The sequence below is a fragment of the Paraburkholderia dilworthii genome, from assembly GCF_000472525.1.
Classification (GTDB): Bacteria; Pseudomonadota; Gammaproteobacteria; order Burkholderiales; family Burkholderiaceae; genus Paraburkholderia; species Paraburkholderia dilworthii.
Genome location: NZ_KI421431.1, coordinates 210,033 through 232,112, shown reverse-complemented (window position 1 = coordinate 232,112; position 22,080 = coordinate 210,033). Strand labels below are relative to the sequence as shown.

Genomic DNA, 22,080 nt, shown 5'->3' with positions numbered 1-22,080 from the left:
AGAAATAGCATGGCGGGCTGTCGCGACGCCGGCTTCCGACGTCATCAGGACTTTTATGGACAATTGTGATTCGTCCTTGCAGACTCTACGCGGGTCGCCCTACGCGGGCCGCTTCAAATGCTTACCCAAAATAAACGTTTCTGACGACTTGTCCCGTGAAGCCTTGGGCTTGCGGGCAGCCACCACCTTGAACTGGCGCTTGAACTTTTCGACAATCTGGCTGTAACCACTGCCGTGAAAGCATTTGACTAAAAGGGCTCCATCCGGTTTCAGGTGATTTTGTGAGAATTCCAGCGCGAGATCACACAAATGCTCAATTCGCGCCGCATCCGCCAAGGCCACTCCCGACAGGTTGGGCGCCATATCCGAAATTACAAGGTCAACCTGCCGCTCTCCCACTAATTCTTCCAGTTGGGTCAGCACCGAATCTTCGCGGAAGTCGCCCTGTATGAAGTGGACGTCGGCCACCGGCTCCATCGGCAGGAGGTCGAGCGCGATAATCGTGCCGTCGATTCCGCCCTCGCGCTCGGCGTCGCGCCGCGAGCCCTTTGCGAGTTTGTTGCGCGCGTACTGGCTCCAGCTACCGGGCGTGGAGCCCAGATCGACGATGACCTGCCCCGGCCGAATCAGCTTGTCCTGTTCGTCGATCTCCTTCAGCTTGTACGCGGCGCGGGCGCGATAGCCTTCCCGCTGCGCCATTTTCACGTACGGATCGTTGATGTGGTCGTGCAGCCACGCCGTGTTGAACTTGTTTTTTGCCATTAAACGTTGAACTCTTGCTGCGTCATGTCACGCTTTAGCGGATAATACGCGGTTAATTCGCGCGGGTACCGCCAAAAAACCGGCCGTTATCCGCGATTCTGTTGTTCTGACGCGCCGCCTGCCGTACTGTCCCTATCGTGTCCCGATTGTGTCCAGACTGGGCCACTCGAGAACCCGTCGAAAGCGGGATCGGGGAACGCAGGTGCCGCCATTTTAGTCGAGTCTCCCACTTCACATGCCCGCCCTCAAAGTCTCTTCCGACCAACGCGCCGAGTTGCGCTCCCAGGCACATGCGCTCAAACCGGTCGTGCTCGTCGGCGCCGAAGGTTTGACCGACGCCGTGCTCGCCGAAATCAAGGTTCACCTCGCCGCTCATCAGTTGATCAAGATCCGCGTGTTCGGCGACGAACGCGAGGAACGCATCGCCATTTACGAACAGATCTGCGACACGCTGAACGCCGCGCCGATCCAGCATATCGGCAAGCTGCTGGTCATCTGGAAGCCGGAAGCCGCCGCTCAGCCCGCGGTAAAGGGCAAGCGCGGCGCACTGCCGAGCGCCCGCGAAGCTGCTGACGAAGCCAAGTCTGGCAAGGGCCGCGCACCGCGCGTGGTCAAGGTCGTGAAGCCTAGCGAAGTGCCTATGCGCAAGCCCAAAGCAAAAGCTGTGCTGGTGCGCGGCAACGAACGCGTCACGCAGGGCGGCAACATCAAGCGCGCGAAAAAACGGCAAACCAGCGCAAAGCGCGCGCATCAGTCGAAATAAGCAAATGTATGAAAGGTGCGGCGACATCCGCACCTTGTCTGCGGGCGGCTTGGATCTCGGGCCACGCTCGCTACACATTGCAGACGGCGCAACCAGGGCACCGCCGGCAACCGCCGCTACCGTCAGCGCGTTAGCCCGCCACCTTCCTCGAAACATCGCGAGCGCCTGGCTGTGCTGAACCGGCTCCCGCGCCCACCGGCAGCTTCCAGACCAAGACTACGCCGAGCAGGCTTTCGATCAGGTAGAACACGCTCGAAACGCCGTGGAGCATGCCGAAGCGGGCCGCATAAGCCGAATGCCCAACATCCGTTCCCGCTTCCAGCGCGGCGACACGCATTGCGTTCATGAACGGCTGCAGCGCGAAATACCCCAGCAGCACGCACACCAGCATTCCCGCGACGAGCCAGCGCAAACGGCGATATGCGTTGCCGCCGCGCCGGATCACCACGTTGGCGAGACCGAGCAGCAGAATGCCGCACACAGCACCGAGCACGCCTTCGATTCGAAACAGTTGTGCGGCGACCGCGCCCGCCGTCGTCCGATCGAGCGAGGTAAACAGCACGGGCGCGACGGCATAGCCGATAGTCAACAGGCTACCGACCCACACTACCGTCAGCAGACGGAAAATTCGATGCGGCATCAGGGACACCTAAGCCACCTTAAACGTAGCTAACCGCGATGATTTCGTACTCGCGTACGCCGCCCGGCGCCTGCACCGACGCGACGTCGCCTTCCGACTTGCCGATCAGCGCGCGCGCAATCGGCGAACTGATGGAAATGAGGCCGTGGTCGATATCCGCTTCGTCGTCGCCGACTATCTGATACTTGACCGACGCACCCGAGTCCAGGTCTTCCAGTTCGACGGTCGCGCCGAACACGACGCGACCGTCCGCATCCACCTTGGACGGGTCGATCACCTGCGCGCCGGCGAGCTTCGATTCGATTTCCGCGATGCGGCCCTCGATAAAGCCCTGCTTCTCTTTCGCTGCGTCGTATTCCGCGTTTTCCGACAGATCGCCTTGGGCGCGCGCTTCCGCGATCGAGTTGATCACGGCGGGACGTTCGACCGATTTGAGGCGCTGTAATTCGTCGCGCAACATGTCTGCGCCGCGCTTAGTCAATGGAATAGTGCTCATAAACAACTCTCTGAAAACGCCGGGCCGCTCCAGGCTTTTTCTTCTCCTCGCTGGGACTGACGCACAAGCGGCAGCCGCGGGAACGCTCTGGAACAAAAAACGGCCGTAAAAAAAATCACCGCGGTTAAGTGCATTCCGAGGGAGCCGGCGGCCCGGGGAAAACCCGGACCACAGCACCTGCGGAACGCCGCTTAACCGCGGCACTTACATCTTGGACAGGTATTCGAAGCCTTAGTTTAGGCGAGCGTGCAAACCTTGTAAATCATAGACTTCGAGGTCCTTCAGATAGCGCAAGCCTTCGACGGCCGCGCGCGCGCCGGACATGGTCGTGTAGTACGTGACCTTGTTGGCCTGCGCGCTCATGCGGATCGAACGCGAATCGGCGATGGCGGCGCGCGTCTCGTCGACGGTCGTGAAGACCAGCGCAATCTCGCCGTTCTTGATCATATCGACGATGTGCGGACGACCGTCCTTCACCTTGTTGACGACCTTCACCGGCACGCCGGCCGCTTCGATCGCCGCAGCGGTGCCCTTGGTCGCGACAATCGGATAGCCGAGTTCATGCAGCATGCGCGCGACTTCGACGGCCTTCGCCTTGTCGGCGTCCATCACGGTCAACAGCACCGTGCCGGATTCCGGCAAGCGCGAACCCGCCGCCAGTTGAGACTTGAAGAGCGCCTCGCCGAACGTTTGGCCAACGCCCATCACTTCACCCGTCGAACGCATTTCCGGTCCGAGCACGGGATCGACCGCCGGGAACTTGACGAACGGGAACACGGCTTCCTTCACGCTGAAGTAAGGCGGATCGATTTCCTTCGTCACGCCTTGATCGGCAAGCTTCTGACCGACCATCGCACGCGCCGCGATCTTGGCGAGCGGCAAGCTCGTTGCCTTCGATACGTACGGCACCGTACGCGAAGCGCGCGGATTTACTTCCAGCACGTAAATGATGTCTTCCTTCGAGCCGTCGGCCTGCGGAACTTGCTGAATCGCGAACTGCACGTTCATCAAGCCGATCACGTTCAGCGCCTTCGCCATCGCGCCGGTCTGACGCTTGAGTTCAGCCACGGTTTCCTTCGAGAGCGAGTACGGCGGCAGCGAGCAGGCCGAGTCGCCCGAGTGCACGCCCGCCTGCTCGATATGCTCCATCACGCCGCCGATGAACACCGCATCGCCGTCCGAAATGCAATCCACATCGCACTCGATCGCGTCGTTGAGGAAGCGGTCCAGCAGCACCGGCGAATCGTTCGACACCTTCACGGCCTCGCGCATGTAGCGCTCGAGGTCGCGCGGCTCGTGGACGATTTCCATTGCGCGGCCGCCGAGTACGTACGACGGACGCACCACGAGCGGATAGCCGATTTCATTGGCGAGCTTGAGCGCTTCGTCTTCCGCCCGCGCGGTGCGGTTCGGCGGCTGACGCAGACCGAGGTCCTGCAACAGCTTCTGGAACCGCTCGCGGTCTTCGGCCGCGTCGATCATATCCGGCGACGTGCCGATGATCGGCACACCGTTCGCCTCGAGATCGAGTGCAAGCTTCAGCGGCGTCTGGCCGCCGTATTGCACGATCACGCCGACCGGCTTTTCCTTGTCGACGATTTCGAGCACGTCTTCGAGCGTGAGCGATTCGAAGTACAGACGGTCGGACGTGTCGTAGTCGGTCGAAACGGTTTCAGGGTTGCAGTTGACCATGATCGTTTCGTAGCCGTCTTCGCGCATGGCGAGCGCGGCGTGCACGCAGCAGTAGTCGAACTCGATGCCCTGGCCGATCCGGTTCGGGCCGCCCCCCAGCACCATGATCTTCTTGTTGTTCGTCGGGTTCGCCTCGCACTCTTCCTCGTAGGTCGAGTACATGTAGGCGGTTTTCGTGGCGAATTCAGCCGCGCAGGTGTCGACGCGCTTGTACACCGGGCGCACATTCAGCTCGATGCGACGCGCGCGCACTTCCGCGGGCTTTGCACCGACGAGCTTCGCGAGACGCCGGTCCGAGAAGCCGCTTTGCTTCAGATACTTCAGTTCTTCTTTCGACAGGCTCGCAAGCGTACGGCCCGCCAGCGCCTTTTCCTTCAAGACGATCTGTTCGATCTGCGCGAGGAACCACGGGTCGATCGACGTCTCTTCGAAAATTTCCTGCGCCGTCATGCCGATGCGGAACGCGTCGCCCACGTACCAGATACGGTCCGGGCCGGCTTCGCCAATCTCGCGGATGATCTCGTCACGGTTATCGGTCTTTTCGTCCAGACCGTCGACGCCGACTTCGAGACCGCGCAGCGCCTTCTGGAACGACTCCTGAAACGTGCGGCCAATCGCCATGACTTCGCCGACCGACTTCATCTGCGTGGTCAGGCGCGAATCGGCTTCGCGGAATTTCTCGAACGCGAAACGCGGAATCTTGGTGACGACGTAGTCGATAGTCGGTTCGAACGATGCCGGGGTCTGGCCACCGGTGATTTCGTTCTTCAGTTCGTCTAGCGTATAGCCGACCGCGAGCTTGGCCGCGACCTTGGCGATCGGGAAACCCGTCGCCTTCGACGCCAATGCCGACGAGCGCGACACGCGCGGGTTCATTTCGATCACGATCATCCGGCCGTCTTTCGGATTGATTGAGAATTGCACGTTCGAGCCGCCCGTGTCGACGCCGATCTCGCGAAGCACCGCGAGCGACGCATTACGCAGCACCTGGTACTCCTTGTCGGTGAGTGTTTGCGCCGGCGCGACGGTGATCGAGTCGCCAGTGTGGATGCCCATCGGGTCCAGGTTTTCAATCGAGCAGACAATGATGCAGTTGTCCTTCTTGTCGCGGACCACTTCCATCTCGTACTCTTTCCAGCCGAGCAGCGATTCTTCGATCAGCAACTCGCGCGTGGGCGAGAGATCAAGGCCGCGCTTGCAGATTTCCTCGAATTCTTCGCGGTTGTACGCGATGCCGCCGCCCGAGCCGCCGAGCGTGAACGACGGACGGATCACGACCGGATAGCCGCCGCTGCCGGTTTCCGCGGCGATGCTGGCCTGAACTTGCAGCGCTTCTTCCATCGAGTGCGCGGTGCCCGACTTGGCCGAACCGAGGCCGATCTTCGTCATCGCGTCTTTGAACTTCTGACGGTCTTCCGCCTTGTCGATTGCTTCCGGCGACGCGCCGATCAGCTCGACCTTGTATTTTTCCAGCACGCCATGCGCGTGAAGATCAAGCGCGCAGTTCAGCGCGGTCTGGCCGCCCATCGTCGGCAGGATCGCGTCCGGGCGCTCCTTCGCGATGATGCGCTCGACCACTTCCCACGTGATCGGCTCGATGTAGGTCACGTCGGCCGTGTTCGGGTCGGTCATGATCGTCGCCGGATTGCTGTTGACGAGGATGACCTTGTAGCCTTCCTCACGCAGCGCCTTGCATGCCTGCGCGCCCGAGTAGTCGAACTCGCACGCCTGGCCGATGATGATCGGCCCCGCGCCGATAATGAGGATGCTCTTGATGTCTGTCCGCTTGGGCATAACGCTCTCGCTAATGTATTCCTGAATTCTTTCCGTCAGCGCGCGCCGCCTGGGGCGTTGTGCGCGCTTTGCCTCTCGCCGCTTTTTGCTGTGCTTGCTGCTGTGCTTTCCGCCGCGCTTCTCGCGATGCCTCTTATGCTGCCGCGGTCTTGTCGGCCTTCTTCGCGTCCATCAACGCGGTGAAGCGGTCGAACAGATAGGCAATGTCGTTCGGGCCCGGCGACGCTTCCGGATGGCCCTGGAAGCAGAACGCCGGCTTGTCGGAGAGCGCGAAGCCTTGCAGCGTGCCGTCGAAGAGCGACACGTGGGTGACGCGCGCGTTGGCGGGCAGCGTGGCGGCATCGACTGCGAAGCCGTGATTCTGCGACGTGATGACCACGCGGCCGTCTTCCAGATCTTTCACCGGATGGTTCGCGCCGTGGTGGCCCGTCTTCATCTTCACGGTTTTCGCACCGAGCGCGAGGCCCATGATCTGATGGCCGAGACAGATGCCGAAGGTCGGGATGCCGCGCTCGATCAGTTCTTTAGTAGCCGCGATCGCGTAGTCGCACGGCTCCGGATCGCCCGGGCCGTTCGACAGGAAGATGCCGTCGGGATTGAGCGCGAGCGCCTCGGCCGCCGACGCTTCTGCCGGCAGCACGGTGACGTGGCACCCGCGCTCGGCCAGCATGCGCAGGATGTTGTACTTGACGCCGTAGTCAAACGCCACCACACGGTACTTCGGCGCGCTCTGCTTGCCGTAGCCGTCGCCCAGACGCCATTCGGTCTGCGCCCATTCGTACGTTTGCTTCGTCGACACGACCTTCGCCAGGTCCATGCCCGCGAGGCCCGGGAACGAGCGAGCCAATTCGATTGCACGCGCTTCGTCGTCCGAACCGGCGAGGATGGCGCCGTTTTGGGCGCCCTTGTCGCGCAAAACGCGGGTCAGCATGCGCGTATCGAGGCCGGCGATGGCGACCACGCCTTCGTCCTGCAAGTATTGCGTGAGCGTGCGCTCCATGCGGAAGTTCGACGCGAGAACCGGCAGGTCGCGAATGATCAGCCCGGCGGCATGGACTTTCGTCGCTTCGACGTCTTCGGCGTTCACGCCGACATTGCCGATATGCGGATACGTGAGGGTCACGATCTGGCGCGCGTAGCTCGGGTCAGTCAGAATTTCCTGATAGCCGGTGATAGCGGTGTTGAACACCACTTCGCCGATGGTATGCCCGGGGGCGCCGATCGAATAACCACGAAAGACCGTGCCGTCGGCGAGCGCGAGCAGAGCGGGAGAAAATGACGGCAACACGGGAGACTCCTTGGGGGAACACCCTGTTGCCGACCTGCCTATCCGGTTTGCGAGCCGCAGCGAACAGCATCACGTGATGCGCGCGCAGACTCGCTCGCGTACTGCCGTTGACGTTGCAAGGCGCGCGAGGTGTCCAATGTGTCCGTTTTGTGGACGGAGGCTGGGTGCGAGCTGCTTGCTACGCCAGTGGCGCGCGGCGGATGAACGGTATGGAAGAGGTAGGCGCTAGGGTGCGGGTTGATAAGCTCAAACCTCGGAATTATAGCGTGAAACTGCCCCTCTCTCCAAATCCGGGATGGCGCGCAGGCACGGCGGCGGCGCAAGCGGAAAGAGCCAAAGCCTTACTGGATGCGGCTCGCACGGCAAGCGAGCAACATTTACGTGGTGTGATTCGGGCAAGTGAGAGCGGTAGTGCGTCCGCCTCGAAGCTCGCGCAAATTGCCGGACAAAACGTCACGCGTCCTGTTCCGCGTGGGGGGCAACCGCGTGTACCAGCTTGCGCCCCGGAAGCACATACCAGATCGCACTCAGCACCTGGAACGCGATCAAAATGCCCCACGCCGTCAGATGCGCGGCCGCCGGATAATGGCCGCCGCTCGCCGGCCAATGCGACAGCACGGCGCCCACGCCAATCTGGAAACCGAAAATCAGCAGAAAAATGATCAATGTCAGCGTGGTGTTCACGCGGCCGATCATTTGCGCAGGAAAGCTGCGCGCCATGACCGCATACGTGAGAATGCCCGTGCCGCCGAAAATCCCGTAAGCCGCCCACAGCAAACTCGCCGGAAGCGGCGCGTTGAATACGATCAGCAACTGGGTAAGCACATACAGCGCCATGCCGATGCCGCAAAACGCATACAGCGACACGCCGCGCCGCTCGAGACTCCGGGCCGCCGCGCCGAAACCGACGCAGCCAGCCATCATCGCGAAACCGAGAATCGACACCAGCGCAGCCGCTTCGCGCGGCTCGAAACCCTGGACGTCGCGCAGCCACGCGCCGACCCATAGCGATTGCATCGCGTAGAACACGCCCTGCGTCATGACTGAAAACGACGCGATTTTCCAGAAAGCCACGCTCCGCAGGATATGCAGCGTGCCCTGGAACTGCGCGCTGATACTGGCCTGATGACGGCTTTCATTCGTTTCTGGAGCGAGCGTCCACTGGGCGAGCGCAACGGCGACCGTCAGAAAGCCGAGCCCGACACAGACCGAGCGCCAACTGCTAAAGGTCAGCACCCAGGTGAGCGGCGAACCGACCATGACTCCGCCGAAACCGCCGAGCGCCATTACCAGCCCGTTCATCAGCGGCAGACGCGCCGACGCAAAATGCTGCGCCAACGCCTTGAATGCGGCGCCGAGGCACACTGATACGCCGATGCCGATCAGCAGCCGCCCCACCATCATCATGCCGAGGCTGTGCGCCGCGCCGAACACCCAGATTCCCGCGGCGGCAAACAGCAAGGTGAGCGCCGTTACGCGCCGTGCACCGAAATGGTCGAGCAGCACGCCCGCTGGGATCTGCGCGCCCGCAAAGCCGAGAAAATACAGACTCGTCAGCACGCCAAGGTCGGCCGCGGACAACCCGAGATCGCGCGTGATAAAGGGCGCAAAACCGAGGTTGACGCCCCGGAACACATAGGACACGAAATAACCAGCGGAAAACAGCAGAAACACGCGCAACTGTGTCGACGACATACGCTCTTATATTCGGATGGTCCGGGGGCTAAATGACGAACGATATCGGAATTCGGCGGAGCTCGCCGACAACGCCGCAAATGGAAAACGCCGTCACCACAGGGTGACGGCGTCGAAAAGACTCGAGGTTCGATCGCAGCGGACTGGTTGCGCTAGCGCGAAATACAAGCGGCCCTGGTGCAGCCGCGGTCCTTCACTTACTCTTCTTCGCCTTGCTCGAAGTGGAGGCCGACACTTTGCTCACCTTGCCAGCAGGGGTAGCGGACGCTTTCGATTTGCCGGCCTTGGCCGCCGGCTCGGACACCTTCACCACGGCCGAGTGGCCACGCCCCTTCTTCCTGTCGCTGCGCGATTCGCCTTTGGAGCCGCCGACGCGCGTTCCGATCTTCTGGACCCCGCCACCTTGCACGTCCGTCGCGATGCGCTCGGGACCCGGTTCACTCGGGACGGCCCTGCCGACCGGCACATGCAGCACGATGACCTGCCCGCGCGACACGCTGCTGCGATGCGTGCGGTTCCATGCCTTCAACTGGCCAACGGACACGCCATAACGCATTGCGAGAGCCGACATCGACTGATTGCGGCGCACGCGGATCAGCATCTTTCGCGTGTCGGGAACGTCGGGCTCCATCGCGAGCACCGCACTTTCGGCAACGTCCGCGCTGATGTCCTCGTCGTCGTCCGAGCCACGCGGCACGACGATCGTGGAACCCGGCTTCAGACGCATGCCGACCGGAATCTTGTTCACTTCCATCAGCGTGTCGGCGTCGACACCGATCTTTTGAGCGATTGCCGCCGGCGCGGAACGCTCGGTGACCGTGTATGTAGTCCACGACGACAGCGAACCCGAATAGGTTTTCAGATTGCGCTCGAACGCGCTCGCGTTGTCGAACGGCAGCAGGATTTGCGGCTGCGTCGCCCCGAGGATCACCGGCTTTCTGAACGACGGGTTCAGCGAACGAAATTCGTCGAGCGACAGGTTGGCCAGTTTGGCCGCCATGTCCACGTCGATATCGTGCGACGTAGTGACGGTCACGAAATACGGGTGATTGGGAATGGACGGCAGCGCGAGCCCGTACATTTGCGGGTTCATCACGATGTTCTTCACCGCCTGCAGCTTCGGCACGTAGTTGCGTGTTTCGTTCGGCATGCGCAGGCTCAGATAGTCTGTCGGCAAGCCCGCTGCCTCATTGCGCGCGATTGCGCGCTGCACGTTGCCCTCACCCCAGTTGTACGCAGCGAGCGCCAGTTGCCAGTCGCCGAACATGTCGTGCAACCGTGACAGATAGTCGAGCGCGGCGCTGGTCGACGCCAGCACGTCGCGGCGCTCGTCCTGCCACATGTTCTGCTTGAGGTTGTAAGTGCGGCCGGTGCCCGGCATGAACTGCCACATGCCGGCCGCCTTCGCCACCGACAATGCCTGCGGACTGTACGCCGATTCGATGAACGGCAGCAATGCGAGCTCGGTCGGCATATGGCGCGCCTCGAGCTCTTCGACGATGTGATACAGATACTTCTGCGAGCGCTCAGTCATGCGCTGCACGTAGTCCGGACGCTGCGCATACCAGTTGACCTGCATGTCGACGAGGTCGGTTTGCAGATCGGGCATCTGGAAACCACGGCGAATACGGCTCCACAGATCGGCGTCGGCGCTCGTCAATTGCGTGACCGAGCCCTGGTCGACGTTAATGGTTTCCTTGGCGGTGGCTGTCTTGCGAAGTGCGTCGGCTACGGCTTGCTGGCTGGCGGGATTTGTTGCGGTGGTGGGGCTGATCGTCGTTGGTCCCTGGCTCGCGCAGGCGGCGAGCGTCAGGACCAGCAACGCACTAAAGATAAATCGCATGAACGTCTCGGCTTCCACAAGGGCTGGAATTTGCAGCCGATAGTACGAAACCGTAACGTCTACGTCAATCGAAAATTGACCAAAATATCAAGCAAATCTGGGGCTTGGCGAATTCTTCCGATTCTTCGCTTGAGCAAGACCCCAGGACCAACCCGGTCACCTGAAGCGGTTTTTCCATTCGCGCATCAACGTGAACGCCGCCAGCCGGTCTGATGCGTCGGCGTGCAATTGCTCTTGCAAGGTTGCCTGGATTGCGGGGTTGTCCGTGCGCAGGAATGGGTTCACCGCGCGTTCGTGAGCGATCGTGGTCGGCAGCGTGGGCGCATTGCGCGCGCGTAAGTCGCTTGCCTTGTCACGCCAGGCGAGCAGTTCGCCGTTGCCCGGCTCGCAGGCGAGCGCGAAACGGATGTTGGACAGCGTGTACTCGTGCGCGCAGTGAACCTCGGTCGCACCGGGCAGCGCGGCGAGCGAGTCGAGCGACGCAAGCATCTGGCCCGGCGTGCCTTCGAAGAGCCGGCCGCATCCGCAGGCGAACAGTGTGTCGCCGCAGAACACGTGCGGCGTGCCGGCCGGGTCGGCCGCCTGGAAATAGGCGATGTGACCGCTCGTATGACCCGGCACTTCGAGCACGCGCAAATCGAGCGCGGGCGCCGCGATCGTCACGCGATCGCCATTTTTCAGACGCTGCGTGAGATGCTCGATCGCTTCACCGGCGGGCCCGTAGACGGGAACGGCCTGGCCATTCAGCAGATCAGCCACCCCGCCGACATGGTCTTGATGATGGTGCGTGAGTAAAATAGCGCTCAGCCGCCACCCGCGTTTGGCCAGATAGGCGCGAACCGGAGCGGCTTCGCCCGGATCGACGACTACCGCATGGTGTCCGTCGGAAACGACCCAGATGTAATTGTCTTCAAACGCCGGGACCGGTACGTACTCGAGCGCATTCATAGGCGACGCATTCTTTGATATGACTGACCGAGCGATTATAGACTGGCCCGCCTGGACGGATTCGCCGCCCGGCCGCTACGTGCTGGAGTGGGAACAGAGCCAGCTCGACCGCGTGGTGTCGGACGTTTTCGGCTATCACGCGCTGCAACTCGGCCTGCCGCAGCTCGACGCCTTGCGCGAAAACCGCATGCCCTGCCGCGGACTTGTGCTCGATGCCGCGAGCGGCGCCAGTGCGCCCTACGGTTTCCCGCGCTCAGCCGCGCCTGCCGGAAATGGGACGAGCAACGGTGCCATCCACGGCTCGATCCACGACTCAATACGCGGCGGATTTGCACCGCAACCCGCGCCGACGGGGCGCAGTGCGGTGTGGTGCGATCTGCTCGACCTGCCGTTCGAGGCGCAAAGCGTCGATCTGATCGTGATGCCGCACACACTCGAATTCACGAGCGACCCGCACCGCCTGCTGCGCGAAGCCGAGCGCGTGCTGATGCCGGAAGGCCAGTTGATCATTCTCGGCTTCAACTCGCTGTCGCTGTGGGGCGCCCGGCAGTCGGTCGGCAAGATGACCGGCCGGCCGTTCGTGCCCGCCGCCGTCGATCTGATTGCCTTTACGCGGCTGAAAGACTGGATCAAGCTGCTCGGCTTCGACCTTGAACGCGGACGCTTCGGCTGCTATCGTCCGCCGCTCGACAGCGACCAGTGGCTCTCCCGCTACGGTTTTATGGAAGCCGCCGGCGACCGGTGGTGGCCGATATTCGGCGCCACTTACATGATCAAGGCGATCAAGCGCGTGCGCGGCATGCGCCTCGTCGGGCCGCTGAAGGTGAAAAAACCCGTCCTCGCCGCGGGCCTCGCGCCCGCCGCCACACCGAACACACGCAACCACACTCAATGACCGCGAACATCATCGACATTTATACCGACGGCGCCTGCAAGGGCAACCCCGGCCCTGGCGGCTGGGGCGCGCTGCTACGCTTCGGCGATCAGGAAAAAGAACTGTTCGGCGGCGAAGCGAATACCACCAACAATCGCATGGAACTGATGGGCGTGATCTCCGCGCTCGAAGCGCTGAAGCGTCCGTGCAAGGTCGTCGTGCACACCGATTCGCAGTACGTGCAGAAAGGCATCAGCGAGTGGATTCACGGCTGGAAAAAGAAAGGCTGGATCACCGCCGCCAAACAGCCCGTGAAGAACGCCGATTTGTGGAAGCGGCTCGACGCACTCGTCGCGCAGCACGAAATCGAATGGCGCTGGGTGCGCGGGCACAACGGGCACCCGGAAAACGAGCGCGCGGATCAACTCGCCAATCGCGGCGTCGCGTCGCTCGTGGAACTGTGACGCTGGCGCGCCAAGGTGCGCGCCAACGGTTTTACACGCTTATTTTTCGGCTGTATTTTTCCGGCTGCACTTCGCCGGCTGCAATTTCTGAGGCAAAGCTAATCCGACATGCGTCAACTTATCCTCGATACCGAAACGACCGGCCTCAATGCTCGCACCGGCGACCGCATCCTCGAACTGGGCTGCGTCGAACTGGTGAACCGGCGACTCACCGGCAACAATCTGCACTTCTATATCAATCCCGAACGCGACAGTGATCCGGGCGCGTTGGCGGTCCACGGGCTCACAACCGAGTTCCTCAGCGACAAGCCGAAGTTCGCAGAAATCGCAGACCAGTTCCGCGACTTCATTCAGGGCGCGGACCTGATCATTCACAACGCACCGTTCGACATAGGCTTTCTGGACGCCGAATTCGCGTTGCTCGGCCTGCCGCCCGTCAGCACTTATTGCGGCGAAATCATCGACACGCTCGCGCGCGCCAAGCAGATGTTCCCCGGCAAGCGCAATTCACTCGACGCGCTGTGCGATCGGTTCGGCATCAGCAATGCGCACCGTACGCTGCACGGCGCGCTGCTCGACTCGGAACTGCTCGCCGAGGTTTATCTCGCGATGACGCGCGGCCAGGAAAGCCTCGTCATCGACATGCTCGGGGAATCGCACGCCGGTGGCGAAGCACTCACGCCGCGCGTGGCGATAGACTCGCTCGAACTCGTCGTAATCGCTGCGAACGACGAAGAACTTGCCGCACATCAGGCGGTTCTTGATGGCCTCGACAAGGCGATAAGAGGCACGAGCGTGTGGCGCCTCGAACCGGCGCCCGTCTCCGATGAGCAAGCCGCTTAAAAAATGCTGGACGAGTTCGAGAATCACTGACATAATCTCGATCTCTTCGGGTGGTTAGCTCAGCGGTAGAGCACTGCCTTCACACGGCAGGGGTCACTGGTTCGATCCCAGTACTACCCACCAGAATTTTGGTGTGTCGATCACCGAAGACAAAAGGGCTTACGCAGCAATGCGTAAGCCCTTTTCCGTTTTGTTTTGCGTTGATTGCATGTTGACGTTTGGCGCCGCGGTGTTCGCGTGAATCAGTAACGAATCGCGCCGTCAACACCGAAACCTCGTCGATTGCGACGGCAAAACAGTGCTGATATAGTCGGCTCTCGGGCATTCGCCCCGTCTACTTCTCCACCTCATTGACTACAGGGAGGCGTCACATGTTCGCAGTGCATATGGCCATCCCTGACATGGTCCCGCGACGTTGAGTCGTCGCCCGCGCGAGTCGACCTGAAAAGGCACTCCGCGCAATTCCAGACAGTTCACCGCAAGCTCCGCAGGCTTATTGCCCGCGGTCTGATTGCCATCAAGCGGCGCGCTTGGACTGTCTCTTCATCTCGCTTTTGACTGGAACCCCGGTGCGCTGCGCGCGAACGGGTTGTCGCAAATGACCAGAAAAAAACTCGACTTTCGCGGACAAGCTTTCAAGGATGTCCTCGGTTTCACCTTCCATCACTGGGCGCAACAGCCGTGGCGCATCGTCGTCATTGCCGCGCTTGTGATGCTATCCGCAGTGGCGGACGTGCTCACGCCGATGTTCGCCGGCCACCTCGTCGACGCCATCGCGTCCGGCCCGGCCGCGCGTGCGAGCGCCTGGCATGCAGCCATCACGGCCTTCTGCGTGCTGGCTGGGCTTGGCCTCGGCGCGACTTTGCTGCGGCAAGCCATGTACTTCAACATCATCAAGCTGACACTGAAGATGATGAGCGAGATCGCCGCAAACGCGTTTCATCGCGTGCAGCGCTTTTCGACCGACTGGCATGCGAACAGTTTTGCCGGCTCCACGGTGCGCAAGATCACACGTGGCATGTGGGCGCTCGACCTGCTCAACGACACGCTGCTGATCGCCCTCTTTCCGTCGCTGATTATGCTGGTCGGCGCGACGCTTCTGCTCGGCTGGCGCTGGCCGATGATGGGCGCGGTGGTCGGCATCGGCTCGGCGCTCTATATCGCGGTGACCGTCGCGCTGTCGCTCGGCTTCGTGGCGCCAGCCGCGCGCCTCGCCAACGCATGGGACACGCGGATGGGCGGCGCGCTCGCAGACGCGGTCAGCTGCAACAGCGTCGTCAAGGCTTTCGGCGCTGAAGAGCGCGAAGAGCTGCTGCTCGCGCGAGTAATCGGCAAGTGGCGCAACCGCACTCGCCGCACGTGGGTCCGCGGGACGATCAACGGCGGCGTGCAGGGCGCGATGCTGGTCGCCATTCAGACCGCGATTCTCGGCGCCGCGCTCGTGTTGTGGTTGCGCGGCGAGGCGAGCGTTGGCGACATCACGTTCGCGTTGACGATGTTCTTCATGCTGCAAGGCTATCTTCGCGAGGTCGGCATGCACATTCGCAACTTGCAGCGCTCGGTCAACGACATGGAAGAACTCGTCTCGCTGGAGCGCCAGCCGCTCGGCATCGAGGATCGTCCGGGGGCCGGTCCGATCGCCATCGGCAAAGGCGAGATCCGCTTCGAGCATGTGACGTTTCACTATGGCGCGAACGCCACGCCGCTCTATCGCGACTTCTCCGTGCGCATTGCGCCCGGAGAACGGGTCGGGCTGGTCGGCCACTCGGGCTCGGGAAAGACCACCTTCATCAAGCTGATCCAGCGTCTTTACGACGTGTCGGAAGGCCGCATCACGATCGACGGACAGGACATCGCGCAAGTGAAACAGGCGTCGTTGCGTAGTCAGATCGCCATCGTGCAACAGGAGCCGCTACTGTTCCACCGCTCGCTGGCGGAGAACATCGCGTATGCGCGGCCGGGCGCGAGCCATGCCGAGATCGAACACGCTGCGCGGCTCGCGAACGCGCACGACTTCATCAGCGCGCTGCCCAACGGCTACGACACGCTGGTCGGCGAGCGCGGCATCAAGCTCTCGGGCGGCGAACGCCAACGCGTCGCGATCGCGCGGGCATTCCTTGCGGACGCACCCATTCTGATTCTGGACGAAGCCACGTCGAGCCTCGACAGCGAAAGTGAAGTGCTGATCCAGCAGGCGATGGAGCGGCTGATGATGGGTCGCACGACGCTCGTCGTAGCGCACCGCCTTTCGACCGTGCGAGCACTCGACCGCTTGCTCGTGCTCGACAAAGGCAAAGTGATCGAAGAAGGCAGTCACGAGTCACTGATCGGCCTGGAGAACGGCCTGTATCGGCGTCTTTTCGAACGGCAGGCGCTGGAATTGATCAAGGGTTTGAACGAACCGCCGGTACAGCACGGAGCGCACGAACCGCCCCGCCTGCGCAGCCGCGTCCCGGACGATTCGAGCCTGCTGGTCGGCAAGTAAGCGTGGCAAAGATGGGGCGCGTCATGCGGAATATGCCTTTGTGGAAGGCACTTTTCGCTGGCGCGCCGCTCGCGTTACACCACGCCCGAGGGCAAACCGATACCGCGCGCCATGCCGGTTGCCGCGAATACCATCAATACCAGTAAGACGGTCTGAATCACGCTCAAGTGCGCATAGCGGCGCGCATTTTGCAGCTCTGGTGCAACACCTTTTCGTATCGCCGCGCGCCAACGCATCAATGCGAGCATCGACGGAATTTCGAGCACGAGAATGATCACGAGCAGGGTCATCTTGACGTGAAAGAGCGGCTCGTGCAGATAGTAGTCGGCGCCCTTTTCATAACTGCCGAAAACGCGCATCAGGCCGGTGACGATCAGCACCAGCGCGGAAAGGCCCCAGCGTGTATCCGCCCGGAACACGGAGCGTAACGCGGCAGGCACGGTGGCGCGGCGCAACGACCACGTGCGCCGCAAAATCGAGGCAAGCGCGAAGCCATAAGCGAGCAGATGAAGAGCGGCAAGCAACCAGCGAACCAGCATAGCGACTCCTGCAAACGACACGGCACATCGATTGTTGTTCCACTCACCCGCCGTCAAGCGCGGGCGGCATCTTTATTTCATTATCGACTACGGCTTACTTTACAACCTGCGCATCCGTCATGGCATGTGACCGACTGCACACAACGAACGCCCGGCTCACACTTGCCGAAGCGTGGTATCGAGCGCGCGCGCGGCAACACGGTCGCCCTCGGTCGTCAACGCGGTGCGAAATACGGTTTGCCGGTTGTGACCCGCCGCCGCCGGCGAATCCCACAACAGCTCGATCTTCGGGCGTCGGCCGAATGAAGCGCGAGCAAGCGACGGTGCGCCGCTCGTGCGTGCCGGCGTCGGCGAAGCGACCGTATCGCCGGCCGCGTGCAGCGCGACTATCGGCGTGGGCGGCGTTGCAGACTGCGTGCCTGCGCCATCCGCCCAGCGCACGGAGAGCTCGCGCGCGTCGTACTGTCCCACCTTGCGACGCTCAGCCCACACGCTCACGGTGCGCGTGAGCGGATCGAGCGAGACCGCATAGCGGCCGATGGCAAAGCGACGCGCGGCAATGTTCGTGCGCCACAGCGCGCGCGGCCGGCAGATCCACAGAACGGCCGCATACAGCGCCGGCGCCGCCAGCAGCCAGCCGTTGGTCGCCGCCACCGCTTGCGCGGCACGACGCCAGCCGGCGCTTATGACGAAGGCGCTGACCGACCACACCGCGAACAGAAATCCGAGGAACGCAAAAAGACGCAGCGCCTGCCGCAACCATTGCGGCAGCGGATGAAAAGGACGCTCGGCGACCGCGCGCGCGCCCGGCAGGAAAATCAGCAGGAACAGGAAGACGAGGTTGATGCACGCCCAGGGCGACGAGGCCATAGCCGACAGCGACGAGCTGAGATCCATCTCCGACATCGAAAACAGCCAGCGGGCAAGAAGCACGAGACCGATGGCGCGCAACGCGAACATCGTTCCGGCGCCGGGCGCGGCATTCGCACGCGTCTCTTTCGTTCTCGCCAAGGCATCCTCCTGTCGTCGGCGGCACCGCAGCCAAATTTGCGGCACGGCCATTATAGGGATATTAAGAAGGGTGGCTCGCGCCGACGGACTCGAAACGCTCAGTTTGCATCGCGGAACGCGAAAAACGCGGCGCGCATGCAACAACGCCCCGCGAGCGGCTTGCGCGCGGGGCGTTGCTGGTGGCTTTTGGCGAAGCGCCCGAGGGCGCTTTGTTCAGCAAGCCTGTCTGCCTGACCGGGACTTCCCGGTCCAGTTCACATTCAGTTCGCGTTGACTTCACGCAGCACGGTACGGTGCTTCCGACGCAGCAGCTCTTCGTATGTGGCGACGTAGTTCTGCGCCATCACCTTCGACGAGAAGCGCGCTTCGAACGCCTTGCGCACCGTTTCGCGCGGCAGCGTATGCAGACGCTTGACCGCCGCGACAGCGCTGATTTCGTCTTCGACGACAAAACCCGACACGCCGTTTTCAATCACTTCCGGCACCGAGCCGCGATTGAACGCGATCACCGGCGTACCGCAAGCCATTGCCTCGATCATCACGAGACCAAAGGGCTCCGGCCAGTCGATCGGAAACAACAGCGCGTGTGCGTTGCCGAGGAACTCGGTCTTTTCCGCTTCGCTGATTTCGCCGATGTATTCGACGTGCGGCAGCGCCATGAGCGGCTTGATGACTTCGTCGTAGTAGGCGCGGTCAGCCTTGTCGAGCTTGGCGGCGACCTTGATCGGCATGCCGGCTTGCTGGGCGATCCGGATTGCCGTGTCGAGACGCTTTTCCGGCGAGATGCGACCGAGGAACGCGAGGTAGCTCGGCTTCACGTCCTTGATCGGCGTGAGCAGGTTTTCCGGCAGGCCGTGATAAACGGTTTGCAGCCAGTGCGCCTGCGGCAGCGGAATACGCTGGTTGTCCGAGATAGACACAACCGGCACGTCCTTGAACGTGTTGAAGATCGGCTGCAGTTCCGGCAGATCGAGACGGCCATGCAGCGTGGTCACGAACGGCACCGGCTGGCGCGCAAACAGTGAAAACGGGTAATAGTCGATGTGGAAATGCAGTACATCGAATTCGTCCGCGCGGCGGCGCACTTCTTCGAGCAGCAGCATGTGCGGCGCCATCACGTCGCGGATGGTCGGGTCAAGGCGCAGCGCTTGCGGCCAGAATGCTTCGAGCTTTGCCGAGGTTTGCGAATCGCCGCTCGCAAAGAGCGTGACGTCGTGGCCCTGCTCGACCAGCGCTTCGGTCAGATAGGACACCACTCGTTCCGTACCACCGTATAGCTTGGGAGGAACCGCCTCGTGCAACGGAGCGATTTGAGCGATTCGCATAATGAAGAACTCCTCGTAAAAAACCGGCAAAAGTACTGCGTTTGGTAAAAGCGACTCGCTTGCTCGCCAGGTCGCGGGGCCGGACACGCCGGCGCGGGCCTGATTCTTTCGAGAATTCCGGCGATAGATCGCTTCAGTTTTAAAAGCCCGGACGAACTTGACCGTCCGCGCATCTGCGGTAAACGCGTGAACGTTACCGACGTTGACAAACTGTCAGAAATTTCGGTGGCTTGTAGCGCATGCATTATCGGTGCCGGGATTCACGCCGCGCCGCAACATTTCAAAGTCTTTACGTTGTTACAAGGGAGATACACTTTGCAAACCCTTGTTTTCCAAGACAGTTCTACAGTAGCGACTGGCTGCCACCTGCATTGTGCCCCGGCTCGTCTGGCGGCCTTTGTAAGTTCTTGCGGCAAGCTTGCCGGCACGCGTTGAAGAGAATGCAGCGCCCCGGCTGAATGCAATTTGTAATTATATCCTGAAACGTTCCGCGACCCGCCCGAACCACTGCCGCTGCACTGAGTCGAGCAAGAAGGTGGACCGCGCACGTCCATCGCGACATCAATCGCGCCAAAAGCCCGGATACGCAGGGCGCAATCGCTTTTGCGTGTTTACAATGCGAAGCATTGGCTTCGCCGCGAAACTTTTTTCGCGTGGCCCATGCCTTGCATGCACACCCCCGAACCACACAACCTCACGATCAATTGGAACATTCGACCATCGCCCAGCGCAACGCCCAGAACGCCAAGCTCGCGAGCTATGCGCACAGGCCGCTTGCGTTCCTTTTCCGTTTTATCCGCCGTCATCCGCTCGCTCATGCGACCGTGTTGTGCAGCGTGATAGCGGCCGTGGGCTGTGCGCTCGCTTCGCAATATGCGATCAAGCATCTTATCGATGTACTCGGCACGGGCAGGCACCATCCCGGTCCGCTGTGGGGCGCGTTCGCGATCCTCGTCGGTCTGATCGCGGCGGACAACCTGCTGTGGCGTGTGGGCGGCTGGGTCGCGGCCCACACGTTCGTCGCCGTGACCGGCGACTTGCGGCGCGACCTGTTTCAGTATCTGAGCGGACATTCGCCGACCTATTACTCCGAGAAGCAGCCCGGCATGCTGGCAAGCCGGATCACCGCGACCTCGAACGCCGTCTACACCGCCGAAAACACCACTGCCTGGAACGTGCTGCCACCGTGCATCGCCGTGCTCGGCGCGATCTTCATGATCATCGCGGTGAACCCGCTGATGGCAGGCGGCCTGATGCTGTGCTCGGCGATTCTGTCGGTCGTGCTGTACAAGCTTGCTGGGCGCGGCTCGGCGCGCCACCACCATTTCGCGACCAAGGCAGCCTCGGTGGACGGCGAACTCGTCGACGTGATCAGCAACATGGGCCTCGTGCGCGCCTTCGGCATGACGTTTCGCGAACAGCAGCGCTTCGGCGCAACGGTCAAGGCCGAGATGGACGCGCGCCAGCAAAGCCTGCTGTATCTGGAAAAGCTGCGCCTGCTGCACGCGGTGATCACCGCGCTGCTGTCGGCGGGCCTGCTTGGCTGGGCGCTCGTGCTGTGGGATCAGGGTAAAGCGACCTCGGGCGACATCGTGCTCGTCAGCTCGCTCGGCTTCACCATCCTGCACGGCACGCGCGATCTGGCAGTCGCGCTGGTGGATGTCACGCAGCACGTGGCCCGTCTCGCGGAAGCCGTGCGCACGTTGCTGGAGCCGCATGGCATGCCCGACCGCGACGGCGCGACCGAACTGGTGCCGCAAGGCGGCCGCGTCGATTTCGAAAGCGTGACGTTTGCCTATCCGCGGCGCCGGCCGATTCTCGATCATTTCGATCTGCATATCGAGCCGGGGCAGCGCGTCGGGCTGATCGGCAAGTCCGGTGCGGGCAAGTCGACGGTGCTCGCGCTGCTACAGCGTTTCTATGAAACGCAGGGCGGCGCGATCAAGATCGACGGACAGGACATCGCCACGATCACGCAGGACAGCCTGCGCCATGCGATTGCGCTCGTGCCGCAAGATATTTCGCTGTTCCATCGCACGGTGTACGAGAACATTGCTTACGGCCGCCCCGAGGCAACCCGCGAAGAAGTGCTGGCCGCTGCGCGCGAAGCGCGCTGCACGGACTTTATCGAGGCGATGCCCGAAGGCTTCGATACGATCGTCGGCGATCGTGGCGTGAAGCTGTCGGGCGGACAGCGTCAGCGCATCGCCATTGCGCGCGCCATCCTGAAGAACGCGCCGATCCTGCTGCTCGACGAAGCCACGTCGGCGCTCGACAGCGCATCGGAAGAAGCCATCCAGAAAGCGCTCGACCGGCTGATGGTGGGTCGCACGGTGATCGCGATCGCGCACCGTCTGTCCACGTTGAACAACTTCGACCGCATCATCGTGATGAGCGCGGGCAAGGTGATCGACGACGGCAGCCCCGAAGAGTTGCGTGTGCGCCCCGGACTGTATCGGGACCTGCTCTCGAAACAATACGGCAAGGGGGCCACGCTGCACGTGGGCGGGAAGAAAGTGGACGAACAGCATGTGATCTGAACCGCGTGCCGTAGACACGGGCGCGTTCAGCGACCAACAAAAAAGCCGCTTGATCGAGCGGCTTTTTTGTTTTGCGGC

17 protein-coding genes and 1 tRNA gene are annotated in these 22,080 nt (G+C 62.1%); 7 read left to right on the top strand and 11 right to left on the bottom strand.

From position 1 onward, the window contains the following. Positions 1 to 99: 99 nt before the first annotated feature. Positions 100 to 762, bottom strand: a complete 663-nt coding sequence (locus tag F759_RS0136755) for an RlmE family RNA methyltransferase (protein WP_027804123.1) — start codon at positions 760 to 762, stop codon at positions 100 to 102. Between the two features lie 235 nt (positions 763 to 997). Here F759_RS0136755 and F759_RS0136750 point away from each other — a divergent pair, with 235 nt between their 5' ends. After that, on the top strand, positions 998 to 1,525 hold the full coding sequence (locus F759_RS0136750; RefSeq protein ID WP_027804122.1) for a YhbY family RNA-binding protein: 528 nt from the start codon (positions 998 to 1,000) through the stop codon (positions 1,523 to 1,525). A 130-nt stretch (positions 1,526 to 1,655) separates the two neighbouring features. Here F759_RS0136750 and F759_RS0136745 read toward each other — a convergent pair whose 3' ends face one another. From F759_RS0136745 to gloB, 7 genes are all read right to left on the bottom strand, one after another. Next, positions 1,656 to 2,165 carry a DUF4149 domain-containing protein gene (locus F759_RS0136745; RefSeq protein ID WP_027804121.1) on the bottom strand — a complete coding sequence of 170 codons (510 nt, stop codon included), beginning with the start codon at positions 2,163 to 2,165 and terminating at the stop codon, positions 1,656 to 1,658. Between the two features lie 19 nt (positions 2,166 to 2,184). Next, complete coding sequence (greA, locus tag F759_RS0136740) at positions 2,185 to 2,661, bottom strand: transcription elongation factor GreA (protein WP_027804120.1); 477 nt, start codon at positions 2,659 to 2,661, stop codon at positions 2,185 to 2,187. 231 nt (positions 2,662 to 2,892) lie between these two features. Then, a complete protein-coding gene (carB, locus tag F759_RS0136735) occupies positions 2,893 to 6,147 on the bottom strand; it encodes a carbamoyl-phosphate synthase large subunit (protein WP_027804119.1) in 3,255 nt (1,084 codons plus the stop codon). A gap of 133 nt (positions 6,148 to 6,280) precedes the next feature. Next, positions 6,281 to 7,435, bottom strand: coding sequence for a glutamine-hydrolyzing carbamoyl-phosphate synthase small subunit (gene carA / locus F759_RS0136730; RefSeq protein WP_027804118.1), 1,155 nt, complete (start codon positions 7,433 to 7,435; stop codon positions 6,281 to 6,283). A 453-nt stretch (positions 7,436 to 7,888) separates the two neighbouring features. Next, complete coding sequence (locus tag F759_RS0136725) at positions 7,889 to 9,130, bottom strand: MFS transporter (RefSeq protein ID WP_027804117.1); 1,242 nt, start codon at positions 9,128 to 9,130, stop codon at positions 7,889 to 7,891. Between the two features lie 193 nt (positions 9,131 to 9,323). After that, positions 9,324 to 10,973: a transglycosylase SLT domain-containing protein gene (locus F759_RS0136720; RefSeq protein WP_027804116.1), complete on the bottom strand. Its 1,650-nt coding sequence runs from the start codon at positions 10,971 to 10,973 to the stop codon at positions 9,324 to 9,326. Between the two features lie 156 nt (positions 10,974 to 11,129). Beyond that, positions 11,130 to 11,921 carry a hydroxyacylglutathione hydrolase gene (gloB, locus tag F759_RS0136715; protein WP_027804115.1) on the bottom strand — a complete coding sequence of 264 codons (792 nt, stop codon included), beginning with the start codon at positions 11,919 to 11,921 and terminating at the stop codon, positions 11,130 to 11,132. A gap of 19 nt (positions 11,922 to 11,940) precedes the next feature. Here gloB and F759_RS0136710 point away from each other — a divergent pair, with 19 nt between their 5' ends. From F759_RS0136710 to F759_RS0136690, 5 genes are all read left to right on the top strand, one after another. Then, positions 11,941 to 12,816, top strand: coding sequence for a class I SAM-dependent methyltransferase (locus F759_RS0136710; RefSeq protein ID WP_027804114.1), 876 nt, complete (start codon positions 11,941 to 11,943; stop codon positions 12,814 to 12,816). After that, positions 12,813 to 13,259, top strand: coding sequence for a ribonuclease HI (gene rnhA / locus F759_RS0136705; RefSeq protein ID WP_027804113.1), 447 nt, complete (start codon positions 12,813 to 12,815; stop codon positions 13,257 to 13,259). Before F759_RS0136710 ends, rnhA begins: the two co-directional genes overlap by 4 nt. A 108-nt stretch (positions 13,260 to 13,367) precedes the next feature. Then, positions 13,368 to 14,102, top strand: a complete 735-nt coding sequence (gene dnaQ / locus F759_RS0136700) for a DNA polymerase III subunit epsilon (RefSeq protein ID WP_027804112.1) — start codon at positions 13,368 to 13,370, stop codon at positions 14,100 to 14,102. 48 nt (positions 14,103 to 14,150) lie between these two features. Next, positions 14,151 to 14,225: transfer RNA gene (locus tag F759_RS0136695), tRNA-Val, on the top strand. A 475-nt stretch (positions 14,226 to 14,700) separates the two neighbouring features. After that, positions 14,701 to 16,587, top strand: a complete 1,887-nt coding sequence (locus F759_RS0136690; protein WP_027804111.1) for an ABC transporter ATP-binding protein — start codon at positions 14,701 to 14,703, stop codon at positions 16,585 to 16,587. Between the two features lie 74 nt (positions 16,588 to 16,661). Here F759_RS0136690 and F759_RS0136685 read toward each other — a convergent pair whose 3' ends face one another. The 3 genes from F759_RS0136685 to F759_RS0136675 form a co-directional block, all read right to left on the bottom strand. Next, entirely contained in the window at positions 16,662 to 17,126 is a 465-nt protein-coding gene (locus F759_RS0136685; RefSeq protein ID WP_027804110.1) for a DUF2214 family protein, read from the bottom strand. Between the two features lie 156 nt (positions 17,127 to 17,282). Next, the gene (locus F759_RS0136680; protein ID WP_027804109.1) at positions 17,283 to 18,137 is read right to left on the bottom strand and encodes a hypothetical protein; all 855 of its coding nucleotides are present in this window, start codon (positions 18,135 to 18,137) and stop codon (positions 17,283 to 17,285) included. A 260-nt stretch (positions 18,138 to 18,397) separates the two neighbouring features. Further along, positions 18,398 to 19,462 (bottom strand): glycosyltransferase family 4 protein, encoded by a 1,065-nt coding sequence (locus F759_RS0136675; RefSeq protein ID WP_027804108.1) that lies wholly within the window; start codon positions 19,460 to 19,462, stop codon positions 18,398 to 18,400. A gap of 704 nt (positions 19,463 to 20,166) precedes the next feature. Here F759_RS0136675 and F759_RS0136670 point away from each other — a divergent pair. Further along, the gene (locus F759_RS0136670) at positions 20,167 to 22,002 is read left to right on the top strand and encodes an ABC transporter ATP-binding protein (protein WP_027804107.1); all 1,836 of its coding nucleotides are present in this window, start codon (positions 20,167 to 20,169) and stop codon (positions 22,000 to 22,002) included. Positions 22,003 to 22,080: the final 78 nt, after the last annotated feature.